This window comes from Martelella mediterranea (assembly GCF_021021415.1).
GTDB lineage: Bacteria > Pseudomonadota > Alphaproteobacteria > Rhizobiales > Rhizobiaceae > Martelella > Martelella mediterranea_C.
Window position 1 is genome coordinate 24846 of record NZ_JAINWJ010000029.1, and the last position, 26682, is coordinate 51527.

The window sequence follows — 26682 nt, forward strand, 5'->3', positions numbered from 1 at the left end:
CTGTTTTGCCAAAGCTTATCGACCAGCCGCCCTGCGTTTGGAATCCCCTAATCGGGGGGGTATGGGCTGGCCCAGCCAGAGCGCCATCAGCGCGGCGCGGCTGGAGACGCCATATTTCCGATAGATCCGCTTGACGTGATCATGGACGGTATGGGGGCTCTGGCCGTTGTTCTCGGCAATCTTGCGTTCCGAAAGCCCCTGCAGCAGGTCGCGCAACACCCTGCCTTCCATCGGCGTCAAGGGGTCGGAAGCGACCCCGATCCCTTCCGACAGCATCTGCAAACGATAAAACCAGCGGATGCCGCGCAGGGCGTGCGCCACGATCCGCCGATCGCGCTCTGTAAATCGCGGCTGCGAGAGCGCGCGGTGAAAGCCGATCTGGATTTCGGCATCGGCATTGATGGGAATGCCCACCCAGATCGAATCCAGCCGGTCCAGCCCATGATAGAAGGTCTTGTAGGAATAACTTTCAAACCATTCGGGCGTCGCAAGCTCATCCAGCATGAACACCCGGAATTGGCCGGCAAGCTCGGCATTGCGGATCGTGGTAATGTCGGGTTCGCCCTTTTCCATCAGGGAGAAGGCTTCCTGGATGGTCCTTGCGGTTTCCGCGTCTGGGTAAAGTGCCGACAGGCTGCGCGGCCGCCAGCCGAAAAGCGGATCGCGATGCATGTTGCCCGCAAGCCGCACGGCGCCGATCCAGTCGGCCTGGCGCGCGTCGATCATGTCGCTGACGACCGTCAGCAGATGCACGCGCGCCTCAGGCATGCGCGACGCCTCGAAATCCGCCAGTTCGTCCCACAGTGCATAAATGCGTTCAGTATCGATTGTTTCGTCCAGCATGAGCCTATTTGACCACGGAGGACGGAGATTCCCACTCTTTTTTTGTAAGCAACGGGTAAAATTATGGAGAAGAACGGCCAGGAAATCATGTGAACTGATGCGGCGGATGCCCACCCAGCGGCATCAAGTATACAAAGACGCTTTTATATTCACCGAAACCGAGAAGGCAACGGCACGACATGGCCACAGGGCCGTGGTGAGCGATCGACGAGCAGGACGCGACACGGACGTCGAAATTCAAGGCAGGGAAATTCAGAGCCGGGGCTCGAGCGCTTGCATCTCTCTGAACCGATGTGACCCCAGCTTTCCGAACAGCATACCGGACCGTGGCGTCATCGATGGCCACAATCTGAGGCCTGACACGTATCCGATCGAAGACCCTCGAAAGATCGAAGATAAAGTTTGCCTAACCCGTATCAAACGCAAATCGGCAAAAGCCTGGAACATTTGCCGGCTCGTCAAGTTCGCGGGGTGCAGGAAACAGAAAGGAGGAAAAAATGATGAACTTGAACATCAAACGATTGGAAAGAACCACGGCCGTTCTTCTTCTGACGCTCGCTTCGGCGACGCCGGCGATGGCCCAGTCCGATCAGGACACCGCGGATGCCGACGGTTCCGGAAGCGCCGATGCGGCCAAGGTTCGCGTTCCGGGCTCGAATGCGGGCGCGGTTCGCGCGCCGGATGTCATCGCCCTTGCCGAATGGAACACGGACGATCTCTACGCGAGCGGCGTCAGCGTGGACCATATCCTGGATGACGTTGCCGTCTATGGCGAGACGGGCGAGGAAATCGGCAGCGTGGAGAATATCGTATTCGACCGAAGCGGCGAGATCCGGTCGGTCATCGCCGAAGTCGGCGGCTTCTGGGATCTGTTTGATACCCACGTGAACGTGCCCTGGGACGAGGTCCAGTTTACAACCGACCGCATCACTGTTCCGGTTAACGAGGACAACCTCCCGGATTACGGTATGTTCAAGCCGAGCTATCTCGCTGCACGCGAAGCCTCGAGCGAAACCCGGGTTGTCGATGATGATCTGAGGACCGGCCCGGTCGCCTTCCGGGCAACCGACCTGATCGGAGACTTCGCACGGGTGGAGGATGGCGACGTCTATAGCGATTACGGTTATATCAACGATCTCGTCATCGATGACGGGCGGCTTGCCGCCGTGGTCGTCAGCCCCGAGGACGGTTATGGCGTTCGCCGGCCCTACGCCTATCCCTATTACGGCTACGGCTATGCGCCGGGCAGCAGCTATTACGATATGCCCTATGGCAGGGATGAGGCGACCACCGCCGCCCAGAACGAAGAACAACGGTCAGCGACGCAATAGTTGACGTTGACGAAAACCGGAGCCGCCGGGTGCGGTCTCCGGTTTTTCGTTATCCGCACGGACTGACTGTACGTGCAAGCAGAATGCGCTGCTGCATGACGCGGCAAAGGAGACCGCGACGCCGGCTTCGGCAGATCGGCAAGACATCGGGTCCTTGGGCCAACAACGGACGCGAGGCGTAATGCGGGCGTCGGAAATCTGCTGGCGTCCCGGCTTTTCTACCTCCGCATTCGACGGCGTTCGAACGTCGCAGCACGCATGGAAAAGCTGAAGGGACCGGTTCATGACACATCAAACAGAACATCGACAATCCCATCATCCCATAGCCCGCTGGTATGCCATCCTGCTTGGAGCGCTGCTGGTCCTGCTTGGCGCCGTGATCGGCGCCGGCGGCGCGTGGCTGATTTCGCTTGGCGGCTCCTGGTACTATCTCGTCGCCGGATTGGGCCTTGTGGCTTCAGGCGTACTGATGACAAAAGGCAAGGTCTCCGGCGCGCTCGTCTATGGCGCGACCTACATTTTCACGCTTGTCTGGGCCCTGTGGGAAGTGGGGCTGCAAGGCTGGCCTCTGGTGCCGCGTCTGGTGGCGCCCACCGTTATCCTCGCGCTTGTCGCGCTTGCGGTGCCTGAGCTGCGCCGCCGCGATCCGGCGCTTTGGCGCGGCGGCCGGGGGGCAACTGCGGCGACAGCGGTGCTTGTGGCAATCGGCATCGGCGCGCTGACGGCGCAATGGACCGCAGGGTCATCCGCCTTCGCCCAGGCAAACACCAGTGAAGAAACGCGATCCGCGCCTGAAACGCCCGCCGATTTGCCGGGCGGCGTTGTGCTGGAGCCGGAAAACAATCCGGACGAGCTAGGCGACGGAACGACGATGCAAACCGATACCGACGCATCGGGAGCCAGCGAAACCCGGCCGGCACTGGCGACGCGCAAGGCGGGAGCCGACTGGCCGGCCTGGGGCGGCAGCATCCACGGCGACAAATATTCACCGCTCACCCAGATCACGCCCGAAAATGTCGGGGAGCTGGAGCGCATCTGGGAATTTCACACCGGAGACCTTCCCGGACCGGAGGCTGAGGGCAAATACTCCCCGGAAAATACGCCGTTGAAGATCGGCGGCAAGCTGTTTGCCTGCACCCCCATGGGCAATATCATCTCGATCGATGCGCGGTCGGGCAAGGAGGAATGGCGCTTCGATCCGGGCGTGCCCGCCGATGCAATCCCCTATGGCGCGACCTGCCGCGGCGTCAGCTATTTCGAAGTGCCTGAGGCCGATCCCTACGATCCTTGCGCGACGCGCATCATCTGGGGGACGCTCGATGCCCGCCTGATCGCCATCGATGCCGAAACCGGCCAGCGTTGCAATGACTTCGGCGATAACGGTATGGTCTATCTCGAACGCGGCCTCGGCGAGACCGTGCCAGGGTGGTATGCGATGTCCTCTCCGCCGACCATCGTGCGCGGCGTGGTCGTTGTCGGCGCCCAGGTGACGGACGGCAATGCGGAGGATTCGCCGTCCGGCGTCATCCGCGGCTTCGATGCGGTCACCGGCGAATTCGAATGGGCCTGGGACATGGGCCGCCCGGGCGACACAAGCCAGGCCGGACCCGACGAGGTTTATACGCGCGGCACGCCCAATATGTGGACCATTGCCGCCGGCGACGAGGAACTCGGCTATGTTTACCTCCCCCTCGGCAATTCGGCTGTCGATTATTACGGCTCCAACCGCAGTGAAGAGGAGAATGAGTATTCGACCTCTTTGGTCGCCATCGATGTGACGACGGGCCGACCTGTCTGGCACTTCCAGACGGTCCATCGGGATGTCTGGGACTATGACCTCGGCAGCCAGCCGACGCTGGTCGACTTTCCGACCGACGAGGGTTCCGTCCCGGCATTGGTTCTCGCCTCCAAGCAGGGAGATATATACATCCTCAACCGCGAGACCGGGGAATCGCTGTTTCCCGTCGAGGAACGACCGGTCCCTGGCGGCGGTGTCGAGCCTGACTATATTTCGCCGACACAGCCTTTCTCCGCCTATCATACGCTGGCCTTCCCGCGGCTTGAAGAGAAAGACATGTGGGGCATGTCGCCGATTGACCAGCTCTGGTGCCGTATCCAGTTCAGGCGGTCGCACTACGACGGCATCTACACGCCGCCGACGACGGCGCAACGTTGGATACAATATCCGGGTTACAATGGCGGCAACGACTGGGGTTCGGTCGCCGTCGATCCGGAGCGCGGTCTTCTGATCGCCAACTACAACAACATGCCGAACCACAACAGGCTGGTGCCGCGCGAAGAGGCGGAGAAAGCCGGGCTGCGGGCCATTTACGAGCCGCCGACGGAGGGAGAATCCCCGCTCGGCGAGGCAGGCCCGCAGATCGGAGCGCCCTATGCGATCGACGTCAATGCCGGCTGGCGCGTCAACTTCACCGGCCTGCTCTGCAAGGAGCCGCCCTATGGCGGAATTCGCGCCATCGATCTGGCCACAGGTGACACGGTCTGGGATCGGCCCTTTGGTTCAGCGGCCAGGAACGGACCTTTCGGCATTCCCTCCATGCTGCCGATCACGATCGGCACGCCGAACAATGGCGGTCCGGCCGTCACCGCCAGCGGGCTGATCTTCATCGCCGCGACCACGGACAATCTGATCCGCGCGATCGACTCTGAAACCGGCGAAACGCTCTGGAGCGACCGACTGCCGGGCGGCGGCCAGGCCAATCCGCTCGTTGTTGAGGTCGCGGGGCGACAGTTCGTGATCATCTATCCCGGCGGCCATCACTTCATGGAGACGCCGATCAGCGACACGATCATCGCCTACGGTCTGCCCGAGAGCTGACGGAAGCTTTCGCGCAATAAACGTGCCTTGAATGGCCGATACCGGCCCGCCTCTCCTCAAGGGAGGCGGGCTTCTCTTGGGCGGCTTCGAGTTCCATTCATCGCAGCGCCATTGCGGCGGCTGGCCTAACCTAAACGGTCAAACCTTCCGGCGCGTGGGCCAGCGACCGAGCATCAACCTTTTGCCTTTCCATGACCGGAAAGCCTCAGATAGAACACGCTGACGGCAGGGACGACGGCGAGGGTAAAGAACGAGCCGACCAGAATGCCAAAGCCGAGCGCGACGGCTGTCGGGATCAGGAACTGGGCCTGCAGGCTGGTTTCCAGAATAAGCGGCGTGACGCCGAGGAAGGTCGTCACGGTCGTCAGGATGATCGGTCTCAGGCGCTCCACCATGGCGTCAACCACCGGCCTGGAACTGCCGCTTTCGGCACATTCAAACGTGCGGATGACCAGAAGCAGGGCGTTGTTCAGAAGAATGCCCATCAGTCCGATGAGGCCGAACATCGACAGGAGCGTCAGTTCAAGCCCCAGCGCCCAATGCCCGAGTATGGTGCCGACGAGACCGAAGGGCAGAACCGTCAGCAGGATCAGCGGGCGCGTATAGGAACCGAAAGCGAGCGTCAGAAGGGCGTAAATCCCCAAAAGCGCGAGAACGGCATTGCGCAGAAGCGCCGGCGCGAAGCGGCTCTGCTCTTCCTGCTCGCCGCCCAGCGTGATTTCGAGGTCGGGATAGTCCTGGCGCAGTTGCGGTACGGTTTCCGTCATCAATTGGTCCGTCACCTCACTGCCGGTGGTCGAGCCGCCGGTGACATCGGCGGTGACCGTGGTCACGCGACTACCGTCGATCCTTGTGATCGTCGATGGCGCCGGCTGGAAGGCGAGGTCGGCAACCGTGCCGATCGGAACCAGCCCGCCCTCGGCCGGCAGCCGCAGGTCCTGAAGATCGGCAATGGTATCGCGGTCCGATGCCGGCAGGCGCACGCGCACCTCCACCTCTTCGCGATTGCGTTGGAACTCCGTGGCCACCGCCCCGAACAGCGCATTGCGAAGGCCGCGCGCCACCGAGTTCAGTTCAACGCCAAGCGCCCGGCCCTGATCGGAAAGCGTGGCGACGACTTCTTCGGAGGAAGAGCCCCGGCTGTCCCTGACGGCGGTGACGCCGGCTTTTTCAACGAGCGCGCTCCTGATCCGGTCGACCGCGGCGGCGCGCGCCTCCGGCGTGCCGGCCGCAATATTGAGGACGATATCGGCGCCGATGCCAACCTCGCTGGTGGAAAAGCTCAGCGAACGCGCGCCGGCGATCTCGCCTGCCTCCGCGCGCCAGAGATCGACCAGTTCGCCGGCGGAAAAGTCGCGGGTCTCGGCATCGGCAATCTTGACCTCGATGCGCGCCGTGCTGGCGGCTGTACTTTCCGTCCCGCCCGGCGGACCGCCGGAAACGGCGGGAATGCCGATCAGGATGGCGCTTGCCTGGCGAATATCGCTCGCATCCTCTCCGGTCTGCTCGGCCAGTTGGCCGGCCGCCCGGTCCATCGCCGCGGCCAGCTTTTCGGCCTCCGCGCGCGTGGCGGCCACGGATGTGCCATCGCTCATCTGCAGTTCGGCGGAGACGAAATTACCCTCGATATCGGGAAAGAACACGAAACGGACGAAGCCGAGCGTCAGCGGCGCCAGCGAGGCGAGAAGCAGGCCGAGGCAGAGCACCAGCGTCGGGCCCGGATGACGGTCGACCGTTTCGGCGACCCGGCGAAACCGGGTATCGGCAAAGCTGTCGATCCGGCCGCCGACCTGCCGGCGCAGCGGATCGGCCAGACGTCTTGGCGAAAACCGGCGCGGCTCGCCGGAGCGCAGATGGGAGAGATGCGTGGGAAGCACGAAGAAGCTCTCGACCAGCGACAGACCGAGCACCATGATGACCACGGCGGCCACCGGCGCGAGGAAGGAGCCGGAAAGGCCCGGAATGAACAGCAGCGGCACGAAGGCGAGAACGGTTGTCGCCACGGAAAAGAAAACCGGCCGCGCCATCCGAAGCGTTCCGTCCAGCGCTGCCTCGGGCCCGCTTTTTCCCGATTGCCGCTCGGTATAGATGGCTTCGCCGACCACGATGGCGTCATCGACCACGATGCCAAGCGAGAGGATGAAGGCAAACAGCGAAAGCTGGCTGATGCTGACGCCGAACAAGGCCATCAGCGCGAAGGTGCCGATAAAGGACACGGCGATGCCCACCGACACCCAGGCCGCGATGCGGATATCGAGCGCCAGCGTCAGGATGACTAGGATCAGCGCCGCGCCGATGATGCCGTTCTTGACCAGGAGGTCGATCCGGCCCTGAAGCGACGTTGCCTGATTGCGCCACTCGGTGAGCGTCACGGTTTCCGGCAGACGCGGTTCGAGCTCGTTTTCGAGGTAGTCCTGCGTCAGGTTGACGATGTTGAGCAGCGGTTCGCTTCCGGCGCGGAAAACATTGACGAAGACGGCGGGGTGGCCATCGATCTCGGCCAGAACGGGGTCTTCGGCGAGCCCGTCGGAAATTGTCGCGAAATCGTCAAGCCGCACCTGCGCGCCAGCCAGCGAGGAAAACATCACGATCTCCCCAATCGCCGCCCCGGTATCGCGTTCGCCGGCGGTGCGCACCGAAACGCGGTCCTCCGGCCCGTCAAGCGTTCCGGCGGAATAATCCGCAGTCGCATTGCCGATGCGATCGGCAAGCGCGCCGAGCGTCGTGCCATAGGCAAGAAGCTGCGCCTGCGGCACCTCGACCGATATGCGATCCTCTGGCGCGCCGCTGATCCTCACCTGCGATATGCCGTCGATGGCCTGAAGGTCCTCGCGGGCGGAAACGGCGATCGCCTTTAGCGTGTCCGCGGGCAGATCGCCGGAAAGGGCAAACTGTATCGCAAGTTCCTCCGGCTCGACCTCGACGATTACCGGTTCTTCGGCGGATTGGGGCAGCGAGGTGAGACTTCGCACCTCGGTCTGGATATCGTCCTTCACCGTCTCGGGGTCTGCCCCGCGCGTCAGGTCCGCGATCACCCTTGCCTGGCCTTCGCTCGCCGTGGCGGTGATCTTGCGGATGCCCTCAATGCTGCGGATGGCCGATTCAATCGGCTCGACCACGGAATCGGAGACATCCTGCGCCGTCGCGCCCGGATAGGCGACGGTGATGCTGATGGTGCCGGTCGAAAGGTCGGGGAAGTTCTTGACCGTCAGCGTGGCGAGCGACAGAAGCCCCGCCGCGACCAGACCGACCAGGAGAAGATTTGCAAAAACGCCCGTCTCGAAAACGCGTCTGATCAGCCAGTTCATCGCGCCGCGCCACCTGCCGTGTTTGCGCCGGCGGCATTGGCGCCGCCGGTCGGGGTTGCGCCTGCGGCGGAGGACGCCGCGCCGGAGGCAATGTCATCCGGCACATCGACGAGACCCGAAGGGGCCGTGGCGATCCGGTCCGCGACCGCGTCGGAAAGATCGCCGACGGTAACCGGCGTATCGCCGTCGACCCTGACCTTCAGGCCGTCGACCGGCGTGTCGACCGGCGTCAGCAGCAATCGTTTTTCGGCGAGATCGCCGCTCAGAAGAACGGCGTCGTCGATCCGTCGGCGCACTTCTGCTTCCAGCCGAACCAGCCTGTCGTCACCGTCAACGCCCCAGACCTGCTGACCGGCCTGCACGACGCCCGAAGGGGCGGCGAAAGGGCTTTCGTCATCGGGAAGGGCGAAATGGACGCGAACGACCTCTCCGATCCTGAGCGCCGGCGCGCCTTCGTCGGCGACGAAGGGATTGCGGATGCTGACGATGACCTCGGTGGTTCTGGCGGATGACTCGATGCGCGGAATGACGGCCGTGACCGTGCCGATCCGGACGTCCTGGTCCTTGCCGTCCGCCCGCACGGGGAGGATGCCGACGGGCTTGCCCAGAAGCGCGGCCTCACCGCCCAGAAGCTGGAAATCGCGTTCGGAAAGCCCGACGGCCGCCTCCGCATATCCCGCGAGCGCAGCCGTGCCGACGCTTGTGCCGGCGCTGACCAGTTGGCCCCGCGCCGCATCGGCGCTCAGCACGGCGGCGGCAAACGGCGCTTCCAGGCGCGTATCGTCCAGCGCAATCTCCGCGCTTTGAAGCTGCGCGCGCGCCGAAGACAGGCTGGCGCGGGCGCGTTTGACCCGTGCGGCGGCGTCCTCGGTCGTGGCTTCCGGCGTTGCGCCGCGCTCGGCAAGCTGGTTCTGGCGATCGAGATCGGCGCGGGCTTCCTCAAGGCTGGCCTCAGCCTCTTCAACTGCGGCCTGTGCAGCCTGGAGATCGGACCGGAAACGGGCGTCATCGAGTTCGATGACAAGATCGCCCTCGGCCAGTCGGCCGCCCGCGGCGAAATTTTCGCCGATCCGTTCGATGCGTCCGCCAACCTCAGGTGCCAGGACCACATCCGCGCCCGAACGGACCAGCGCCGTTTGCGATATCGTCAGCGGCTGGTCCAGTTCAACGGGGCTGGCGACCCTGACCAGCGGCGCGGCCGGCGCCTCCGCCTGGGTCTCATCCGAGGACCAGAAAAAACTGAAGGCGGCGACAGCGCCGCCTGCCAGCAGAACCGCAATGGCAACTGCCCAGCCGATAAGCTGTGTTCGGTTTTTGCGGCCTTTGCCATCTTCGGGCATGATGTCGCTCGCTCGTGGAGGATAGCCTGTGGGTGCGCGCCGCGCTGACGCAGCGGGTTTTCATAGGTTGAACCGGCAGAGCGGCAGATTGTTCCGTTTGTCCCGGAGCGGGAAGCGCTCTTCCGAAATTTGGGCACACACTTGCTCCGCGTTCGACCTGAACCGTGAGAACGCTCTCGTTGCCTATGTCGCAAGCCTGCCGACAAACACGATCGATCCTGTCCCGCAGCGTGGTGTAGATGCGGGATGGTCACAAGTGTTCTCCGGTAAGGGCGGGTTTTTGAAGAGCTACCTGACGGAAAGACTACTGTTGGCATGATGAAGCGGCACTTCCTCGTTGAGAAAAACGCCGATGCCGATTTGCTGCGCGAGCGGATTGGCGACTGGCGCGCAAGCGAAGGGACGATAGTATGGCCGCACGAGCAACCAGGGAGAGCGTCGGCCGATGAGATTTGCGGAATACGCAGAAAAGCTGATGGGAATGAACGACAGCACATGGCAGCGCCACGCGAACCCGTGGAGCGGCTGGAGCCGGCTGACCGTTCTGCCAGTGATTGCCCTTAGCGCCTGGAGCCGGGTGCTGATCGGCCCCTGGGCCATCCTGCCAGCCAGTGTCGCCCTTGCCTGGGTCTGGCTGAACCCGAGGCTTTTTCCTCCACCCAGCCGCAAGGATAACTGGATGACGCGCGGGATTTTCGGCGAACGGGTCTGGCTCAAGCGCAAGAGCGTGCCCATCCCAGCCGGCCATCAGCGTGCCGGCAATGTGCTGAACGCGCTTTCGGCTGTTTCCGGCCTGCTGTTCATTGCCGGTCTGATCTGGCTCGATTTATGGGTCACGCTTTCCGGCATGGCGCTGACCATGCTGCTGAAGCTCTGGTTCCTCGACCGCATGGCCTGGCTCTACAGCGATATGGAGAAGGTCAACGCCGACTATGCCGAATGGTCGCAAAGCGATCGGACGGGCTGAATATCGCAACGATCCTTGCGCGACAAACTCTCCGGCGCATGCGCAGTTATCGGATGGAACAAGTTTGCCTCGCCTTGCAATCTCGGTTCCATTGCCACGTCGAGGCCGAAACAGTCCCGCCCAAGCGATGTCGCGACAAACAGAACCGGATCGTCGCCAGCCCCTGGAGTTCAGCATCCGCCTTCCACCTCGCAACATAACGCCGGCTCTTGCTTTCCGGTTTATGCTGCAGCCCCGGAACAGACGCCCGATCCCATTCGACAAGAGCAGCGTCATTTCCCGCGATGGCTGCGGTTGGCAGCAGATTCATGATGCTTGCCACCGCCGGGATTATTCGCCTTCTCCTGCTTGATGTCCGGCTAGAGGGTTCGGCGCTGATCACGCGGCGCCTGGCTGCGGTTTTCGCGGTTTTATCCGGCCCGTTTCTGAGGTTGCTTGATACTATACGAACGTGCAATAAGGGGCGCGTTCGTATTCCAGAAGAGGACATCTGATGACCGGATCTCGGCCAGTTCATGGCGTGTATCTCAGCCCCATGCTTGATCTCGAAGATCTCTATGGCTCCGCTGTCGCGGCGGCCGGAGAGGAGGTGGTGCTGCGCCGCCCCGAACAGGTTTCAGACCCGGAGCGGATCAGCTTTGCCGTCTGCTGGCTGCCGACGGCTGAGAGCCTAAAGGCCTATCCCAACCTCAAACTGGCCATGTCGATTGGCGCAGGCGTCAACGACCTGCTCGATAACCCAGGGCTGCGACCGGAGATTGCTATTGCGCGGGTGCGCGATCCGCACCAGGCGGCGTTGATGGCGGGTTATGCCGCTCATGAGGTGCTGCATGTCTCGCGCGGATTTTCCGCGCTTGCGCGCTCGGCGGCCGAGGTGCGCTGGGCGCCGCTGCCGATGCGCCCGCCGGAAGATACGATCGTTGCGGTGCTGGGCAATGGCACGATGGGCGCGGCCGTTACGAAAGCGTTGCGCGCGCTGGGGTTCAGCCTGCGGGTCGCTTGCCGCACCGCGCCTGCCGAGCCGATCGACGGTGTCCGGTATTTCAGTGGTCCCGATGGCGTGATCGAGGCGACGACGGGCGCCCATTTCGTCATCAATGCCCTGCCGCTCACGCCTGCTACCGAGAACGTGCTGAACGAGCGCCTGTTTGCGGCCATGGCGGCGGAGAGCTGGCTGATCCAGATCGGCCGGGGCGAGCATCTGGTCGAGGCCGATCTCGTGCGGGCGCTGGATGCCGGGCAGCTTGCCGGCGCCACGCTCGATGTCTTCCGAGAGGAGCCGCTGCCCGAAAATCACCCGTTCTGGCAGGATTCGCGCCTGCGGATCACGCCCCATATCGCAAGTGATTCAATGCCTGAGGTGGTTGGCGAGCAGATCGTGGCAACCGCTCGCGAACTGCGCGACGGCATTCCCCTCAGCCTCGGCGTTGAACGCGCGCGCGGCTACTGACCTGATGAAGGAGAGCGTAATGACTGAAGCAGCCCACCCAGCCCCTGCGGGTATGAGCGAGGCCGAGTGGCAGGCGCGCTGTGACCTTGCGGCCTGCTACCGGCTGGCCTGGCACTACCGCTTCACCGACCTGATCTACACACATATCACCGCCCGCGTTCCGGGCGAGGAAGGCCATTTCCTGATCAATCCCTATGGCCTGTCCTGGGAGGAGATCACCGCCACATCGCTGGTCAAGATCGATGTCGACGGCAACAAGGTCGGGGACCGTCCTTACCCGGTGAACCCGGCGGGTTTCACCATTCACTCGGCGATCCACCGCGCCAGTCACGACGCCGCCTGGATCATGCACACGCACACCCGGGCGGGCGTGGCCGTGTCGACGCTGGAGGAGGGGCTGCTGCCGCTCAACCAGATCGCATTGCAGTTCCACAACCGGATTTCGTATCATGATTACGAGGGCATCGCGCTGGATCTCGCCGAGCGCGACCGGCTGGTGGCGAGCCTTGGCGACAATCCCGTGCTGGTGCTGCGCAACCACGGCCTGCTGACGACCGGATCCACTGCGGCCTCGATGTTCAACACGATGTTCTACATGGAGCGGGCCTGCGAGATTCAGGTTGCCACGCTCTCCATGGGGCAGCCGATTCGCGCCGTGCCCGCCGATATCGCCGCCCATGTGGCAAGGCAGTATGAAAGCTCGATGGGCGATGAGGACGATGTGGCGCTAGAATGGGCCGCGCATCTGCGCCTGCTGGAACGGATTGCGCCGGACTACCGGGACTGAGCGTTACTCAACCGAACGATTGAAAGAAGAGCCGGCGCGGCAAGCGCCGGCCCTTCTTTGTTCAGGCCGGGGTTGCGGCCTCGGCTCCTGCCTCACAAAGCCGGGACGCCAGCGCCGCGATGCGACGCACGGCCTCGTCCAGTTCATCATCGGGCAGCGTCAGGCCAAGGCGGATCAGGTGTCCGGCTTCGGTGCCGAAGCTTTCGCCGGGCATCACCGCCACGGCTTCCTCTTCCAATAGCCGCCAGGCGAAGGCTTCGCCGCCAAGGCCGGTCTGTGAGACATCGACCATCATGAACATGCCCCCCTGCGGCGGGAAGGACGACAGCCCTTTCGCTGCCTCGAAGGCCGCCTGACAGGCGCGCGCCCGACGGGAAAGCGCGTTGCGCAGGCGCTCGGCGGTGTCATAGTCATTGGTCAGCGCCGCTTCGGTCATGTCCGCGATGAAGGGCTGGTTGCCGAAAAGCATCGTTTCCGAGATCGGCAGGACAAGGCGCATCGCCTCGACCGGGCCCACGGCCCAGCCACTGCGGAAGCCCGTGGCGGCGTGGCTTTTCGAGATCGAGGACACGACGATGGTCCGCTCGCGCAGCGCCGCAAATTCCAGCGGCGAGCAGAAGTCGCCCATAAAGATCAGGGATTCATAGACCTCGTCGCAGACGATCCAGAGATCCTTCTCGATCGCGATGTCACCGATGGCCTTCATGGTGTCGCGATCGATGACCGAGCCGCTGGGATTGTGCGGCGTGTTCAGCAGCAGCACGCGGCTTTGCGGCGTTATCGCCTCCCGCAGATCCTCGGGCTGCGGTACGAAACCGTGCTCCATCTTCAGCGGCACGGGCTGCACCCTGGCCCCGGTCGCCTCGACCACGCCGTCATAGGTGGCGTAATAGGGATCGCCGATCAGGACGCCGTCGCCGTCTTCGACCAGCGCCAGCATTACGGCGAAAAGCGCGGTCTGGGTGCCGGGAAAGCACAGGATGTTCTCCGGGCCGATACCGGGCAGGCGCGGGGCATAGGTGGCCTCCAGCGCGCTGACCAGCCCGGTTTCGCCGCGGCCGTTGGAATAGCGGGTGCGGCCCTTACGCATCGATTGCGCGCAGATCTCGACAAGGTCCGGATCTGTGGGAATGTCCGGCTCGCCGATGGTCAGCATGATGATCGCCTCGCCTTGCGCATTGCGGTCGCGGGCGGCGTTGTGAACGGCCCATTTATCGCCGCCCAGATCCCTGAGCCTGCGGGTGATTGATGCGTAGTGCATGTATTTTCCTTATTGTCAGAGTGCGACAGCGCGCACCAGTGTCTGGTCGGGCAGGCGTAGAATGCCCTCGGCGGCGGCGAGCGCTATGCCCGGCAGGCGCGCGGGATCGTAAAGCCCGTGCCCGAGAGAGCCTTCCAGCCAGAGGCCGTCGATCAGCCCGTTGAGTGCGATGGCATGGCGGTGGCACGCCGCCGGATCTGCGGGCAGCCCGTGCTGCACCAGAACCGGATGGACCAGTTCCTCCAGCAGATCGAGGAACTCGCGGTAGCTTTCCCGGTGGATATCGGCGTAGCGCTGCCCGGAGCGGACACGCCCGATGAATGTCGCCCACAGCGAAACCTTGCGCGCGGAAAGGTTCGGTTGCCTGACATTGGCCGCGATGAAATGCGCCAACGCCTGCGCCGGTCCTTCCGAGGCCGCATGGGCGGAGGCCGCCGCCGCCCCCGTCAGATTGTCCATCAGGTAGGCGTAGGCTTCATGGACCATTTCGTCCTTGGACGCATAGTAGTGCCGGATCAGCCCCGGCGAAACGCCCGCGCGATCCGCGATTTTGCGCACGCTGGCGCCGCCCATGCCGTCTTCGGCCAGACAGTCCAGCGTTGCCTCGAGGAGTGCGCTGCGCCGCGCATCCACGCCCAGACGTTGGTAGCTCCGCCTTGTCACCCTGATGTCCTCCTGCCTTTTGATGCCTCTGCGACAGCTTTGGGGGCTTTCGTGGCGGCAACCAAGTCATTCTTTTATTCATTTTTCAGACCGAACCGCCCCGGGAAACAACGCGTCGGGAACCGGCTGGTCGCTAATTTGTTTCCGTTACTATACATTCGTACAACATTGCGGTAAATAGCCTACCGCACCCGAACCTGAAATACCCAATGCCCCGTGTTGGAGAGGCGGTCTCCGCATGGGCGGAAGGATACAAATGAACAAGATTTCGAATGACCCCGGACCCGAGATCGAAGCGCTCGTCCGAAAGGTCGAGGCGCGGATGATCGAGATCCGGCGCGATATTCACGCGCACCCCGAGACAGGCTTCGAGACCGTACGCACCGCCGCTAGGGTCGCCGAGGAGTTGCGCGCCATCGGGCTCGAACCGAAGACCGAAGTCGGGCGTACCGGCGTCGTGGCCGAGATCAAGGGCGGCGCCCCGGGGCCATGCCTGATCCTGCGCGCGGATATGGATGCCCTGCCGATCCAGGAAAAGACCGGCCTGCCCTATGCCTCGACCGTGCCGGGCAAGATGCATGCCTGCGGCCATGACCTGCATACCTCCGCTCTTCTGGGGGCGGCCCATGCGTTGAAAAAACTGGCGCCGAAGCTGCGCGGCACTGTCCGTCTGGTGTTCCAGCCCGCCGAGGAAACGCTGGAGAGCGGGGCCGCCGCGATGCTGGCCGATGGCGCGGGCGAGGGGGCGGACATGGCCATCGCCTTCCATAACCGTCCCGAACTGGAGGCAGGCAAGGTGCGGCTGAACCGGGGCGCGGGCACCGCGTCCAGCGACGAGTTCAAGGTCACCATTCGCGGCAAATCCGGCCATGCCGCGCGGCCCCATGCCGCGATCGACCCGATCGTCGGCGCGGCCCATGTCATCGCCCAGCTTCAGACCATCATCTCGCGCGAGATGAACCCGGCGCAGTCGGCCGTTCTGACCATTGGCCATATTTTCGGCGGCGAGACGCAGAACATCATTCCGGACAGCTGCACATTCGAAGGCACCGCGCGTTGCCGCAGCGCCGAATCGCGCGATCGCGTGGAAGACTCCTTCCGCCGGATCTGCACCAATGCGGCCGCGGCCATGAATCTCGAAGCCGAGATCGACTATGTGCGCGGCGTGCCGGCCCTGATCAACGACGACGCCATGGTCGACCGCGCCGCCGCCGCCATCGAGGCCCAGTTTGGCGTGGCGCCGCTCGCGTCCGAGGAGCCGAGTTTCGGGGCCGAGGATTTCTCGCTTTTCAGCGAGCGCATGCCCTCGATCCAGATTCATGTCGGCGCGCAGACGCCCGGCCGCAACGACCGCGTCCATAACTCCGACTACCAGCCCAATGAAAGTTGCATCGCGGACAGCGCTATCGTGCTGACCCGCATGGCCACCGAACTGCTCGCCTGAGCGGTTCCAAATTCAGAAAACCAACAGAGAGGACTATTGATGTTCAAGATCACACGCGCCCTTGCCGGCGCCGCGCTTTCCGCCGCCCTTTTGGCCGCCTCCGGCGTCCAGGCCGACGTCACCGACCGGACCATCGTCATGGCCACCGAAGGCTCCTTCCCGCCCTCCAACATGACGCGCCCCAACGGCGAACTCTACGGGTTCGAGATCGACATGGTGAATGAGATCGCCAAGCGCCAGAACCTGAAGATCGAGCTGATCTCGCAGGCCTGGGACGGCATGATCCAGGGCCTCATCGACGGCAAGTACGACGCCATCGTCGACGGCGTCAGCATCACGCCAGCTCGCCAGGAAGTGGTCGACTTCACCCACAACTACACGCTTGGCGGCTCGACCTTTGTGGTCATGAGATCGTCCGGCATCGATTTGCCGATGGATGGCGAGTCCGCGCGCCTCGACAATCCCGAGAGCATCGGTCCCGCGATCGACGCCGTTGCCGAGGTTCTCGCCGGCAAGACGGTCGGCGTGCAGCAGGCGACGATCCAGTCCAAGTTCCTTGAGGAATATCTCGAGGATCGCGGCGTCAACGTGCGCACCTACCCGAACGGCCCCGATGTCTACCAGGACCTCAGCGTCGGACGCATCGATGCGGGCATCGCCTCGCTGACCAATGTCTCGGCCTTCCTCGAAAAGAATGCCGACAAGGCCGCCGCGACCGGCCCGGCCTTTGGCGGCGGGATAATGGGCAATGGTTCCGGTCTCGTTGTGCAGAAGGGCGACGCCGAGCTGCGCGACGCGCTCAATGCCGGGCTGGAAAGCATTGTGGCCGATGGCACGCTGGCCGATCTGTCGCGGAAGTGGTTCGGCCTGGTCGTGACCCCGCAACAATACTGACGGGCGCATGACTTCAAATCTGTATCTCCTGGGCTTCGGCCCCGAGGGATGGGGGCCGGTGCTCGTGCGCGCCGGTCTCATGACCCTCGCCGTTTCGATCGCGGCCTTCCTGCTGGGCACCGTTCTGGGAACGCTGACCGTCTGGGGACGGGTTTCGGGCAATATCTGGGCCCGCCGGCTCGCGGAAACCTATGTGGTAGTGCTGCGCGGCGTGCCCGACCTTCTGGTCATCTTCCTGTTCTACTTCGGCGGTCGCCAGGTGGTGGCCTTCTTCGGCACGGCGCTCGGTTTCGAAGGCCCGTTCGACATCAGCGGCTTCGTCGCCGGCATGCTGGCGATCGGCCTGATCTCGGGCGCCGCCCAGTCCGAGGTGCTGCGCGGAGCCTACCAGGCCGTGCCGACCGGCACGCTTGAGGCCGGCCGCGTGGTGGGCATGACGCGCTGGCAGCTTTTCCGCCGCATAACCGCGCCGCAGGCAATGGTGACCGCGATCCCGGGCATGGGCAACCAGTGGCAATCCGTGATCAAGGAAAGCGCGCTGGTCTCGGTCACCGGTCTGGTTGAAACCATGCGTCAGGTCTCGATCGCCGCCGGCACCACGCAGGAACCTTTCCTTTTCTACGCCGCGGCAGCCGTCATCTATCTGGTGATCACCACCATGTCCGACCAGGTCTTCCGCCTGCTCGAACGGCGCACGATGGCGGGTTATTCCGGAGAGGCACGCTGATGGATTTTTCCTATTTCGTTTCCCTCTTCAAGGCGCTCCTCTCCGGCCTGCCGCTAACGCTGAATCTCGCATTCTTCGCTCTGTTGGGCGGCTTTATTATCGGTCTGCTGCTGAACCTTGCGCGCACCACGCGGGTCGGCAACGCCGTCGCCGGGTTCTACGTTTACATCTTTCGCGGCACGCCGTTGCTGGTGCAGCTGTTCATGATCTATTTCGGCCTGCCGCAATTGGAGTTCATCCGGTCCAGCTTTCTGTGGCCGCTGCTGCGCGAACCCTATTGGTGCGGCCTGATTGCGCTGATGCTAAACGACGCCGCCTACACGTCCGAGATCCTGCGCGGCGGACTGCGCGCCGTCCCGAAGGGGACGCAGGAAGCCGCACGCGTCAGCGGCATGTCGGGCCTTCAGGTCCTGCGCCGCGTGACCCTGCCGATTGCGTTCCGGCAGGCCTTGCCGGCCTATTCCAACGAGATCATCTCGATGCTGAAATCCACGGCGCTCGTCAGCATGATCAGCCTGATGGACATCACCGGCATCGCCCGCGAGGCCGTGGCGGAGACCTGGCACGCGGTCGAGATCTTCATGTGCGCCGGTCTGATCTACCTGGCGATGTCGCTGATTATCACCCGCGCGACATCCCTTGTCGAACGCACCCTTTCTCCCTGGCAATTCGGAGCAAGACAATGACTTCCAATCTTTCCGCAGTCTCCGTCAAGGGCCTGCACAAGAGCTTCGGCGAGAACGAGGTGCTTCGCGGCATCGATCTGACGGCGCATGATGGCGACGTTATCTCGCTGATCGGCGCCAGCGGCTCCGGCAAGAGCACGCTTCTGCGCTGCATTCCCATGCTCGAAATCCCGGACAACGGCTATATTTCTGTCGGCGACGCGTCTCTGTCACCCAACGGTGGCGGGCTGACCCGATCCGAGATGCGCACCGTGCGCGCCATGCGCCGCGACCTCGGCTTCGTGTTCCAGGACTTCAACCTGTGGCCGCATCGCACCGTGTTGCAAAATGTGATCGAGGCGCCGCTGATCGTGCAGCGTCGCAACAAGGCCGAATGCCGGGAGGAGGCGCTGGCGCTCCTCGAAAAGGTGGGCCTGCCTGAAAAGGCGGATGCCTGGCCGAACGAACTCTCCGGCGGGCAGCAGCAGCGCGTCGCCATCGCCCGCGCGCTGGCGCAAAAGCCCCGCGCGCTGCTTTTCGACGAGCCGACCTCGGCGCTTGACCCGGAACTGGTGGGCGAGGTGCTCAAAGTCATGCGCGACCTCGCCGACGAGGGCCGCACCATGATCATCGTCACCCATGAAATGGGCTTTGCCCGCGAGGTCTCGACCCGCACGGTCTTCCTGCACCAGGGGATTATCGAAGAGGACGGCACGCCCGACGAGGTCTTCGGCAATACCCAATCGGAACGCTGCACCGCCTTCCTCAGCGGCTATTTCGATCGCGCATGACAAACCGGTTTGGGGTTTGCTATTTTCGATCAGGGCGTTCTTAAAGGGTTTCTCCGCCAGGTGGTCGCTCGGCGTGAATAGGCTACGCCGTCGGCATTTCGAACCTGTTGCGAAGCCGGAACAACTCGGCCGTGAAGCCGCGGACGAGGGTGGACTTCTGGATGTCGGCGGGAAAGAGAAGGTAGACGCGGAACATCACGTCGGGCGTGAAGGGGCGGAGCGCGACGGTTCTGCTTTCCGCTTCGCCGATGACCAGCGGGTTCACCAGTCCCACGGCGTCGCCCTCCTGCGCCAGTGCGCAGATGGTGGCGGCGTTCGGGGTCTCGATCACATATTTGGGCTCGTGCCCGGCATTCTTCATCGTCTCGTCAAAGCGCTGCCGCGCCCGGTCCTCGGGGCTGAGGCCGATCAGTGGCCATTCCGCGATCAGATCGGGGGTGATCGACTTGTGAAGGGTCAGCGGATGGGATTTCGGCATGGCGATGAGGCCCGGAAAGCTGCCGAATAACTGGCTGTCGATGCCCGAGCGGTCGATTTCGTCGGCTGCGAGCCCCAGATCATACTGCCCGTCGGTGATGCCGTTGCGGATCGCCGACGACCAGGTGATGTGGAAGGTGATCCTGACGCCCGGATTCTGTTTCCGGAAGGCGCGGATGGCGGCGGGCGCCAGAATAGCCCCGGCCGCCGCCAGCGAGGCGATCTTCAGCGTGCCGGCCCCGTAGTCGCGGATGCTGGCCGCCGTTGCCTGTAGCCGGTCCAGCCCCTTGAAGCTGACCTCGACCTCCCGGAAGAACAGCGTTCCTTCGGGCGTCGCGATCAGCCGACCGCGCACCCGATCGAACAGCGGAAACCGCACCGCCGCTTCCAGCTCGGCGATCAGACGCGAGACGGCCGGCTGGGTGACGCCCATCAGCTCGGCGGCCCGGACGGTCGAGCCCGAGATCATGACGGCGTTGAAGGCTTCGAGCTGGCGAAAATTCATGCCTATAAGGTTTCCGCATAGAACTATGTGTCCTGATCAGTATTCCTGCTGCCAACAAAAGGCAATGATGGCGTCGTTATTTCAGGAGTTCACATGCGCGACGCAACCAAGAGCGTTCACCACCCGAAGATCAGCGAAGAGGGCTATGCCGCTCTCGGCGTTCCGACCCACCGGGCTTCGACCATCGTCTTTCCGGACGCGGAAGCCTATGCCACTCGTTCGCAACGGGATCTCGACAGCTATTCCTACGGCCTGCACGGCACGCCGACGCAGCGCGTGCTGGAGGCGCAGCTTACAGCACTCGAAAACGGGTTGAAGACGGTCATCCTACCCTCCGGCCAGGCCGCGATCGCGGTCGTGATGCTCTCGTGCCTGAAGCCCGGCGACCATGTTCTGGTGGCCGACAACGCCTATCCCCCGGTCATCGGTCTCTGCCGCAATTTCCTGGAGCCGCGTGGCATCGAATGGTCCGTGTTCGAGCCGGGTATTGGCGCCGGAATCGAAGGCGATGTGCGCGACAACACAAGGCTGATCTGGATGGAATCGCCCGGTTCCACAACCATGGAAATCGAGGATGTGCCGGCCATCACCGCGATTGCGAAACGGCGCGGCATCCTGACCGGCATCGATAATACCTGGGCGACGCCGCTTCTGTTCAAGCCGCTCGACCATGGCGTCGACTTCTCGATGCAGGCCCTGACCAAATATCCGGGCGGTCACTCCGACCTGCTGATGGGCTCGGTCAGCGTCAACGATCTGGACCTGCGCAAGGCCTTGCGCGACACCATGCGCATGCTGGGCTTCGGCGTTTCGCCGGATGCCGTGCAACTGGTGCTGCGCGGACTGGAAACCATGGCCGTGCGTCTCGCCCATGTCGGGCGTGTGGCCGGCGAAATCGCGGCGGAGCTGGAAAGCCGCGATGTCGGGCCGGTTCTGTTTCCCGCGCTCGCCTCCAGTCCCGGACATGCCATCTGGAAGCGCGATTTTACCGGCGCCAGCGGCCTGTTTTCGGTCGTCCTGCCGGTCGAGCATGAAGCGCGCCTCGATGCCGCGCTCAATGGTCTGCGCTATTTCGCGATCGGCGCCTCGTGGGGCGGCACCCGCAGCCTGATTGCGCCGATGAGCGTCAAGACATCGCGGCAGATGCCGCATCCCCACAAGGACCGCATCATTCTGCGCGTCAATATCGGCGTGGAAGACCCCTCCGATCTCAGGGAAGACCTCGACGGCTTCTTCACTGCGCTCGGTGGCTCACAAGTCACATGCAGCATATAAAATCCAACAAGGAGACGGGAACATGACCTGCAAGACCACATTGACCGCAATGGCGATGATCGCCGCGCTAACTGCGCCGGCATTGGCGCAATCGACATCGACGCTTGACACCGTGAAGGAGCGGGGGCGGCTGATCTGCGGCTCCAGCCAGGGCACGCCCGGTTTCGGCGCGCCGGATGACAATGGCTACTGGCGCGGCCTCGACGTGGAAACCTGCCGGGCCGTCGCCGTGGCTGTGCTTGACGACAAGGATGCGGTCGATTTCGTGCCGCTTTCGGGCCAGCAGCGCATTCCGGCCCTTCAGACCGGCGAGATCGACATGCTGCCGCGCACGCTTACCTGGACGCTGCAGCGCGATGCCAATGGCATCAATTTCACGTCGCCGAACTATTACGAATTCACCGGCTTCATGATGCCGAAATCGCTCGGCATCACCAGCGTCGAGGACATGGCGGGCGCGTCCGTCTGCGTGCAGACCGGCTCGACCACCGAGGTTGTCGTCAACGACGTCTCGACCAAGAACGATCTCGATCTTCAGCCCGTCGTCTTCGACAACACCACCGCCGGCCGTCAGGCCTTCTTCTCCGGCCGCTGCGATGCGCTGATCACCGATGCCGGGGCGCTCGCCTCCGTGCGCGCGACGATGGCCGACAATCCGGACGACTACGTCATCTTCCCGGCAACGCCCTATATGGATGCGCTGACGCCTGCGGTCCGCCATGGCGACGACCAGTGGCTCGATATCGTGACATGGTCGATCCAGGCGATGATCGCCGCCGAGGCATTCGGGCTTACCAGCGAGAATATCGACGACTATCTCGACAGCGACGATCCGCGCATCCGCCGGTTTCTGGGCACGGATCCGGGCAATGGCGCGGCCCTCGGTCTCAGCGATGACTTCGCCTACCGGATCGTGAAATCCGTTGGTAATTACGCCGAGGTCTATGATCGCAATGTCGGCATGGACAGCCCGCTGAAGCTGGAGCGCGGTTACAATGCGCTGTTCAACGACGGCGGGCTGATGTTCCCGCTGGCCTTTCAGTAAAGCCGGTTATGCTGTCGCTCTGGTATTCACAACGGGCCCGATCCTGGGCCATGCAGATCGCCCTTCTGGGCGGTCTGGTCCTGTTCGTCTGGTGGCTTGCGGGCAATACGCATGAAAACCTGACCGAACGCGGCATCCGCACCGGCTTCGACTATCTCTGGCGGCCGGCGCGCTTTCCGATTTCCGAAAGCATCGTCCGCTACGATGCATCGGACAGCTTCTTCTGGGCCTATGTTGTCGGTCTCGCCAATACGCTGTGGCTGTCGTTCCTGTCTATCCTGTTTGCAACGCTGCTCGGGCTGGTGGTCGGCCTCTCGCGCCGCTCCGCCCATCCGCTGCTGTCGCGCTTTGCCGGTACTTATGTCACCGTGCTGCGCAACGTTCCGCTGATCGTCCAGCTTCTCTTCTGGTATGCGATCGCCACCTCGCTGTTTCCGGTTCCGCGCGAGGCGCTCAATCCGCTGCCCGGCGTGTTCTTGTCCATTCGCGGCGTCTATGCTCCGGCCCTGACGCTCGGCCCCGGCGCCAGCATGCTGCTGATCGTTGCGACGTTTCTGTTCGTGCTTGCGATCGTCGCCGGCTTCAAGGCTGCGGCCGGACGGCGTTTGCCGGCAAAGGCCGCATCTGTCGGCATTTTCCTGTGTGTATGGGTGGCTGTCGTCGTCTGGCTCTCCGGCATGCTCGGCCATCCGGTCGGTCTTGAGGCGCCGGCCCTGAAGGGGCTCAATTTCAGAGGCGGTATGGTGCTGTCGCCCGAATTCGCCGCCATCATCACCGGCCTGACGATCTATACCTCCGCCTTCATCGGCGAGATCATCCGCGGCGGCATCGACGCCGTTGAGAAGGGCCAGTGGGAAGGCGGCAGGGCGCTGGGGCTCAGCGAACGCCACATCATGTTCCGGATCATCCTGCCGCAGGCGCTGAGGATCATCGTGCCGCCGATGACGTCGCAATATCTTTCCACCGTCAAGAACACCACGCTTGCCGTGGCGGTCGGCTATCCAGAACTCGGCCTCGTGGTCAACACGGTGATCAACCAGACCGGTCAGGCGATCGAGAGCATCCTGATCATGCTGGCGGTCTTTCTCAGCATTTCGCTCTCCGTTTCCGCTTTCATGAACTGGTACAATGCGCGCGTTGCGCTGGTGGTGCGCTGATGACCGATATTACCTTCAACACCGCAGCCGATGCGCCGCAGAAACCGCCAAGGGCCAAGCGCAAGCCGCTGCTGAAGCTGCTGTTCGGCGATCTGTTGTCGGCATTCCTCACGGTTCTCGCCATCCTGATCATCCTCGGCCTTATCCCGGCCTTCAACTGGGCCGTTCTTGATGCCCACTGGGTCGGCGGCCCGGCGGCCTGCCAGGGCGGCGGGGCGTGCTGGACCTTTATCGGCGCCAAGGCGCGGCTGATCCTGTTCGGTCTCTATCCGCCGCAGGAGCAATGGCGGGCCACCATCGTGATCGTGCTGATCGTCGCCATGGTGCTCGTTTCGCTGTCGCCGAGATTGTGGAACGCGCGGCTGCTGCTGGTCTGGGCCGCCGCGATTGCCGCCATGCTGGTGCTGATGGGCGGCGGCGTGCTGGGGCTCGATTACGTGCCGACGTCGAAATGGGGCGGCCTGCCGGTGACACTGCTTTTGGCGGTGCTGTCGCTCGGCCTTGCCTTTCCGCTGGCCGTTTTGCTGGCGTTGGGCCGACGGGGAAAACTGCCCGTGGCGCGAGCGATCAGCATTTTTGTGATCGAGCTTGTGCGCGGTCTTCCGCTGGTCGGCCTGCTGTTCGTGGCGGCGATCCTGTTGCCGCTGCTGCTGCCGCCGGAATGGACGGTCGACAAGCTCGGCCGCACGCTTGCCGCGCTGACGATCTTCGCCGCCGCCTATCTGGCGGAGGTCATTCGCGGCGGCCTTCAGGGGCTGGACGACGGGCAGATCGAGGCGGCCGAGGCGCTCGGCATTCCCTACTGGAAAATGATCTGGCACATCGTTTTGCCGCAGGCGATCCAGAACGTGATCCCGCCGCTGACCAACACCGCCATCGTGATGATCAAGAACACCTCGCTGGTGCTGATCGTCGGTGTGTTCGACATGCTGAGCGCGGCCCGCAGCGCCAGCACCGACCCGGCATGGCCGGCGCCTTCCACCGAGGCCTATCTGTTCGTCGCGGCGATCTACTTCATCATCTGCTTTTCCATCTCAATCTATTCGCGCCATCTCGAACGGGGCGTAGCCGCAAGGACACACGGATGAAACCTGCGATCGAAATCGATAACATCGACAAATTCTACGGCGATTTTCACGTGCTCAAGGGCGTTTCGCTGACGGTTGCGGCCGGCGAGAAAGTGGTGGTGTGCGGGCCGTCGGGATCGGGCAAATCGACGCTGATCCGCTGCATCAACCGCCTCGAGGAGCATCAGGCGGGCCGGATTGTCGTCAACGGCGTCGAGCTTGGCGACGATCTGCGCAATCTCGATGCGGTCCGGCGTGATGCGGGCATGGTGTTTCAGCATTTCAACCTGTTTCCGCATCTGACGGTGCTCGAAAACTGCGCTCTGCCGCAGATCCTGTCGCGGCGCACGCCGCGCGCGGAAGCGGAGACGGCTGCGGAAACCTTCCTGAAGCGCGTCCGCATTCTCGACCAGGCGCCCAAATTTCCCGGGCAGCTTTCCGGCGGGCAAAAGCAACGCGTCGCCATAGCGCGGGCGCTCTGCATGCGACCGCGGATCATGCTGTTCGATGAGCCGACATCGGCGCTCGATCCGGAGATGATCCGGGAAGTGCTCGACGTGATGGTGGAACTCGCCGATGACGGCATGACCATGGTGGTCGTCACCCATGAAATGGGCTTCGCCCGCCAGGTCGCCGACCGCGTCGTCTATATGGAAGCCGGCGGGATTGTCGAAACCGCCGCCCCGGATCAGTTCTTCGATGCGCCGGAAGACGAGAGAACCCGACGTTTTCTGTCCAGCATCCGGACGATGATCCACTGACGGTTGGGATCCGTGCCCCTCAGGAAAAAACATCGCCGCCCGGTGGAGGGGCGGCGACAGGTCTGAAGCTCAGTTGGCGTTCGTGTCGCCACGGTCCATATGGTCTTGATCCATGCCATGCATGTCGTGGCCGGCATCTTGTGCGGCGATGCTTCTCACGGCGAAGGGCACGGTCACCGTGCCGGCCTTTTCGAAGGTCAGTTCGACATCGACGACGCTGCCTTCGGCAAGCGGGCCGTTGAGCTGCATGAACATCACATGCATGCCGCCGGGCGAGAGCGTCACGGTTTCATGAGCCGGAACCGGAACGCCGTCGGTCATCCGGTACATCTTCATCACCTCGCCATCCATGCGCATGTTGTGAAGCTGCAATTCGCCGGCGGCATCGGAAGAGGCGGCAATGAGGCGGTCGTCGGCATCGCCATTATTGGTGATCGTCATGAAGCCGCCGCCGACGGGCGCGCCGGGCAGGGTGGCGCGGGCAAAGGCGCCGTCGATCGCGAGATCGCCGAGCGTCACATGGTCCGGCGCCATCGCGTCGTCGTGGCCGTGATGGTCGTTGCCGCCCTTGGCAGCGGTGACCGTCAGCTTCGGCGCGGGCTCGCCGTCGCCGGCCTCGCCCGTGGCGGTCCAGTGGTTGGCGCTGCCATCGGCGCAGAGCTGGACGGCGGGGAAATAGAGCGCCGTACCGGGCGCGATATCGGAAGAGAGCGAGCCGCGCATCGCGAATTCATCGTAGTGGGCGTCGCGCAGTTCGCCGCCCTTCCAGACCACCTCGGTGACCCCTTCGCTGACCGGGCTGCCGTGGTTCATGTAGGTATTGGCATAGTCGCCGGTGACGGTTTCGAGCACCCAGCCGGCATGCGGCATCGGTTTTACGCTGTAAAAACCCTCCGGCACCTGAACGCGGATTTCGGTGGTCGCCGCGCCATCGCAGCCGTGCGGCACGCGGATAACGGCTTTGTAGCTGCCGCCGGCGGCCGCTTCCGCGGTTTCAAGCGTCATGTGGGCGTTGGCGGCGGAAAGGCTGGCAAGGCTGATCGCGCCGGCCCATGCGAGACGGGTCATGAACGTGGTCATGGAAA

At 63.6% G+C, this 26682-nt stretch carries 22 protein-coding genes; 15 read left to right on the top strand and 7 right to left on the bottom strand.

Annotated elements, in window-relative coordinates:
- Positions 1 to 15: 15 nt before the first annotated feature.
- The gene (locus tag K7H91_RS16395; protein ID WP_230721334.1) at positions 16 to 843 is read right to left on the bottom strand and encodes a response regulator transcription factor; all 828 of its coding nucleotides are present in this window, start codon (positions 841 to 843) and stop codon (positions 16 to 18) included.
- A gap of 497 nt (positions 844 to 1340) precedes the next feature.
- On the opposite strand from K7H91_RS16395, the gene K7H91_RS16400 reads away from it, so the two are divergent.
- Positions 1341 to 2174 (top strand): PRC-barrel domain-containing protein, encoded by an 834-nt coding sequence (locus K7H91_RS16400; RefSeq protein WP_230721335.1) that lies wholly within the window; start codon positions 1341 to 1343, stop codon positions 2172 to 2174.
- Between the two features lie 283 nt (positions 2175 to 2457).
- The gene (locus K7H91_RS16405) at positions 2458 to 5013 is read left to right on the top strand and encodes a membrane-bound PQQ-dependent dehydrogenase, glucose/quinate/shikimate family (RefSeq protein WP_230721336.1); all 2556 of its coding nucleotides are present in this window, start codon (positions 2458 to 2460) and stop codon (positions 5011 to 5013) included.
- 173 nt (positions 5014 to 5186) lie between these two features.
- On the opposite strand, the gene K7H91_RS16410 is transcribed toward K7H91_RS16405, so the two are convergent.
- On the bottom strand, positions 5187 to 8321 hold the full coding sequence (locus K7H91_RS16410) for an efflux RND transporter permease subunit (protein WP_230721337.1): 3135 nt from the start codon (positions 8319 to 8321) through the stop codon (positions 5187 to 5189).
- Positions 8318 to 9661, bottom strand: a complete 1344-nt coding sequence (locus tag K7H91_RS16415; RefSeq protein WP_230721338.1) for an efflux RND transporter periplasmic adaptor subunit — start codon at positions 9659 to 9661, stop codon at positions 8318 to 8320. The genes K7H91_RS16410 and K7H91_RS16415 overlap by 4 nt, the downstream gene beginning before the upstream one ends.
- A 445-nt stretch (positions 9662 to 10106) precedes the next feature.
- Between K7H91_RS16415 and K7H91_RS16420 the strand changes: the two genes are divergently transcribed.
- The 3 genes from K7H91_RS16420 (at position 10107) to K7H91_RS16430 (ending at position 12865) form a co-directional block, all read left to right on the top strand.
- Complete coding sequence (locus K7H91_RS16420; protein ID WP_230721339.1) at positions 10107 to 10628, top strand: DUF6653 family protein; 522 nt, start codon at positions 10107 to 10109, stop codon at positions 10626 to 10628.
- A 535-nt stretch (positions 10629 to 11163) separates the two neighbouring features.
- A complete protein-coding gene (locus K7H91_RS16425; RefSeq protein ID WP_230721340.1) occupies positions 11164 to 12078 on the top strand; it encodes an NAD(P)-dependent oxidoreductase in 915 nt (304 codons plus the stop codon).
- Between the two features lie 52 nt (positions 12079 to 12130).
- Positions 12131 to 12865, top strand: coding sequence for a class II aldolase/adducin family protein (locus tag K7H91_RS16430; RefSeq protein ID WP_230721398.1), 735 nt, complete (start codon positions 12131 to 12133; stop codon positions 12863 to 12865).
- Positions 12866 to 12926: 61 nt separating this feature from the next.
- Here K7H91_RS16430 and K7H91_RS16435 read toward each other — a convergent pair whose 3' ends face one another.
- Together K7H91_RS16435 and K7H91_RS16440 are read right to left on the bottom strand one after the other, a co-directional pair.
- The gene (locus K7H91_RS16435) at positions 12927 to 14126 is read right to left on the bottom strand and encodes a pyridoxal phosphate-dependent aminotransferase (RefSeq protein WP_230721341.1); all 1200 of its coding nucleotides are present in this window, start codon (positions 14124 to 14126) and stop codon (positions 12927 to 12929) included.
- A 15-nt stretch (positions 14127 to 14141) separates the two neighbouring features.
- A complete protein-coding gene (locus K7H91_RS16440) occupies positions 14142 to 14789 on the bottom strand; it encodes a TetR family transcriptional regulator C-terminal domain-containing protein (protein WP_230721342.1) in 648 nt (215 codons plus the stop codon).
- Between the two features lie 256 nt (positions 14790 to 15045).
- Between K7H91_RS16440 and K7H91_RS16445 the strand changes: the two genes are divergently transcribed.
- From K7H91_RS16445 to K7H91_RS16465, 5 genes are read left to right on the top strand one after another with little or no spacing between them, the layout of a single operon-like run.
- The gene (locus tag K7H91_RS16445; protein WP_230721343.1) at positions 15046 to 16233 is read left to right on the top strand and encodes a M20 metallopeptidase family protein; all 1188 of its coding nucleotides are present in this window, start codon (positions 15046 to 15048) and stop codon (positions 16231 to 16233) included.
- A gap of 39 nt (positions 16234 to 16272) precedes the next feature.
- Entirely contained in the window at positions 16273 to 17127 is an 855-nt protein-coding gene (locus tag K7H91_RS16450; RefSeq protein WP_230721344.1) for a transporter substrate-binding domain-containing protein, read from the top strand.
- 7 nt (positions 17128 to 17134) lie between these two features.
- A complete protein-coding gene (locus tag K7H91_RS16455) occupies positions 17135 to 17854 on the top strand; it encodes an ABC transporter permease (protein WP_230721345.1) in 720 nt (239 codons plus the stop codon).
- Positions 17854 to 18540, top strand: a complete 687-nt coding sequence (locus tag K7H91_RS16460; protein ID WP_230721346.1) for an ABC transporter permease — start codon at positions 17854 to 17856, stop codon at positions 18538 to 18540. Before K7H91_RS16455 ends, K7H91_RS16460 begins: the two co-directional genes overlap by 1 nt.
- Positions 18537 to 19310, top strand: a complete 774-nt coding sequence (locus K7H91_RS16465; RefSeq protein ID WP_230721347.1) for an ABC transporter ATP-binding protein — start codon at positions 18537 to 18539, stop codon at positions 19308 to 19310. The genes K7H91_RS16460 and K7H91_RS16465 overlap by 4 nt, the downstream gene beginning before the upstream one ends.
- Before the next feature lie 82 nt (positions 19311 to 19392).
- Here K7H91_RS16465 and K7H91_RS16470 read toward each other — a convergent pair whose 3' ends face one another.
- A complete protein-coding gene (locus K7H91_RS16470; RefSeq protein WP_230721348.1) occupies positions 19393 to 20292 on the bottom strand; it encodes a LysR substrate-binding domain-containing protein in 900 nt (299 codons plus the stop codon).
- A 93-nt stretch (positions 20293 to 20385) separates the two neighbouring features.
- Here K7H91_RS16470 and K7H91_RS16475 point away from each other — a divergent pair, with 93 nt between their 5' ends.
- From K7H91_RS16475 to K7H91_RS16495, 5 genes are read left to right on the top strand one after another with little or no spacing between them, the layout of a single operon-like run.
- Entirely contained in the window at positions 20386 to 21567 is a 1182-nt protein-coding gene (locus tag K7H91_RS16475) for a trans-sulfuration enzyme family protein (RefSeq protein ID WP_230721349.1), read from the top strand.
- 22 nt (positions 21568 to 21589) lie between these two features.
- Positions 21590 to 22612, top strand: a complete 1023-nt coding sequence (locus K7H91_RS16480) for an amino acid ABC transporter substrate-binding protein (protein ID WP_230721350.1) — start codon at positions 21590 to 21592, stop codon at positions 22610 to 22612.
- A 50-nt stretch (positions 22613 to 22662) separates the two neighbouring features.
- On the top strand, positions 22663 to 23769 hold the full coding sequence (locus K7H91_RS16485; RefSeq protein ID WP_230721351.1) for an amino acid ABC transporter permease: 1107 nt from the start codon (positions 22663 to 22665) through the stop codon (positions 23767 to 23769).
- Positions 23769 to 24857, top strand: a complete 1089-nt coding sequence (locus tag K7H91_RS16490) for an amino acid ABC transporter permease (RefSeq protein ID WP_230721352.1) — start codon at positions 23769 to 23771, stop codon at positions 24855 to 24857. Before K7H91_RS16485 ends, K7H91_RS16490 begins: the two co-directional genes overlap by 1 nt.
- The gene (locus tag K7H91_RS16495; RefSeq protein ID WP_230721353.1) at positions 24854 to 25597 is read left to right on the top strand and encodes an amino acid ABC transporter ATP-binding protein; all 744 of its coding nucleotides are present in this window, start codon (positions 24854 to 24856) and stop codon (positions 25595 to 25597) included. Before K7H91_RS16490 ends, K7H91_RS16495 begins: the two co-directional genes overlap by 4 nt.
- Before the next feature lie 69 nt (positions 25598 to 25666).
- Here K7H91_RS16495 and K7H91_RS16500 read toward each other — a convergent pair whose 3' ends face one another.
- Positions 25667 to 26677, bottom strand: a complete 1011-nt coding sequence (locus tag K7H91_RS16500) for a DUF1775 domain-containing protein (protein ID WP_230721354.1) — start codon at positions 26675 to 26677, stop codon at positions 25667 to 25669.
- Positions 26678 to 26682 lie beyond the last annotated feature (5 nt).

Coding starts and splice junctions, on each gene's coding strand:
- K7H91_RS16395 (WP_230721334.1), bottom strand. CDS start 843: ATGCTGGACGAAACAATCGATACTGAACGCATTTATGCACTGTGGGAC.
- K7H91_RS16400 (WP_230721335.1), top strand. CDS start 1,341: ATGATGAACTTGAACATCAAACGATTGGAAAGAACCACGGCCGTTCTT.
- K7H91_RS16405 (WP_230721336.1), top strand. CDS start 2,458: ATGACACATCAAACAGAACATCGACAATCCCATCATCCCATAGCCCGC.
- K7H91_RS16410 (WP_230721337.1), bottom strand. CDS start 8,321: ATGAACTGGCTGATCAGACGCGTTTTCGAGACGGGCGTTTTTGCAAAT.
- K7H91_RS16415 (WP_230721338.1), bottom strand. CDS start 9,661: ATGCCCGAAGATGGCAAAGGCCGCAAAAACCGAACACAGCTTATCGGC.
- K7H91_RS16420 (WP_230721339.1), top strand. CDS start 10,107: ATGAGATTTGCGGAATACGCAGAAAAGCTGATGGGAATGAACGACAGC.
- K7H91_RS16425 (WP_230721340.1), top strand. CDS start 11,164: ATGCTTGATCTCGAAGATCTCTATGGCTCCGCTGTCGCGGCGGCCGGA.
- K7H91_RS16430 (WP_230721398.1), top strand. CDS start 12,131: ATGAGCGAGGCCGAGTGGCAGGCGCGCTGTGACCTTGCGGCCTGCTAC.
- K7H91_RS16435 (WP_230721341.1), bottom strand. CDS start 14,126: ATGCACTACGCATCAATCACCCGCAGGCTCAGGGATCTGGGCGGCGAT.
- K7H91_RS16445 (WP_230721343.1), top strand. CDS start 15,046: ATGAACAAGATTTCGAATGACCCCGGACCCGAGATCGAAGCGCTCGTC.
- K7H91_RS16450 (WP_230721344.1), top strand. CDS start 16,273: ATGTTCAAGATCACACGCGCCCTTGCCGGCGCCGCGCTTTCCGCCGCC.
- K7H91_RS16455 (WP_230721345.1), top strand. CDS start 17,135: ATGACTTCAAATCTGTATCTCCTGGGCTTCGGCCCCGAGGGATGGGGG.
- K7H91_RS16460 (WP_230721346.1), top strand. CDS start 17,854: ATGGATTTTTCCTATTTCGTTTCCCTCTTCAAGGCGCTCCTCTCCGGC.
- K7H91_RS16465 (WP_230721347.1), top strand. CDS start 18,537: ATGACTTCCAATCTTTCCGCAGTCTCCGTCAAGGGCCTGCACAAGAGC.
- K7H91_RS16470 (WP_230721348.1), bottom strand. CDS start 20,292: ATGAATTTTCGCCAGCTCGAAGCCTTCAACGCCGTCATGATCTCGGGC.
- K7H91_RS16475 (WP_230721349.1), top strand. CDS start 20,386: ATGCGCGACGCAACCAAGAGCGTTCACCACCCGAAGATCAGCGAAGAG.
- K7H91_RS16480 (WP_230721350.1), top strand. CDS start 21,590: ATGACCTGCAAGACCACATTGACCGCAATGGCGATGATCGCCGCGCTA.
- K7H91_RS16485 (WP_230721351.1), top strand. CDS start 22,663: ATGCAGATCGCCCTTCTGGGCGGTCTGGTCCTGTTCGTCTGGTGGCTT.
- K7H91_RS16490 (WP_230721352.1), top strand. CDS start 23,769: ATGACCGATATTACCTTCAACACCGCAGCCGATGCGCCGCAGAAACCG.
- K7H91_RS16495 (WP_230721353.1), top strand. CDS start 24,854: ATGAAACCTGCGATCGAAATCGATAACATCGACAAATTCTACGGCGAT.
- K7H91_RS16500 (WP_230721354.1), bottom strand. CDS start 26,677: ATGACCACGTTCATGACCCGTCTCGCATGGGCCGGCGCGATCAGCCTT.